This window comes from Cupriavidus sp. 8B, assembly GCF_054589115.1.
On record NZ_BAAILO010000643.1, the window covers coordinates 1 to 395 of the forward strand.

1 protein-coding gene is annotated in these 395 nt (G+C 60.8%); it reads right to left on the reverse strand.

The window, feature by feature from the left end; genetic code table 11:
• Nucleotides 1–48: 48 nt before the first annotated feature.
• Nucleotides 49–288 (reverse strand): IS66 family insertion sequence element accessory protein TnpB, encoded by a 240-nt coding sequence (gene tnpB, locus ACYP5B_RS51525; RefSeq protein ID WP_459575232.1) that lies wholly within the window; start codon nt 286–288, stop codon nt 49–51.
• Nucleotides 289–395 lie beyond the last annotated feature (107 nt).

Consider the following 395-nt stretch of genomic DNA (forward strand, 5'->3'; position numbering starts at 1 on the left):
GACCGTGCCGCGGCGGTGTCCGTTACAACGGAATCAAAATCCTCCACTTCAACAGAAGGAGATGTAGTATGAAACGAGATAGTTCGAGAGCAAGCAAAGCCCATCGCCCGTTGACCACAATACCTTGATGACGTTGCCGCGCCTGCCGCGGAAGACGAAGACATGGCCGGAGAACGGGCTCTCCTGCAGAGTCGCCTCCACCTTCGCTGCGAGCCCGTTGAATCCGCAGCGCATGTCGGTCACGCCTGCAGCGATCCAGATGCGTGTTCCCGCCGGCAACCCGATCATGGCGTCAAACGGTCCAGTACGGTACGCAACGTGGCCGGGTCGACTGCCCCTTCAATGCGAATCACCGCTCGGCCCAAACGGATCTCAATGGCGCCGTGCGGCGGCGT

Bases quoted from the DNA above. Each gene is read 5' to 3' on its own strand.
- tnpB (WP_459575232.1), bottom strand. From the start codon at position 288: ATGATCGGGTTGCCGGCGGGAACACGCATCTGGATCGCTGCAGGCGTG.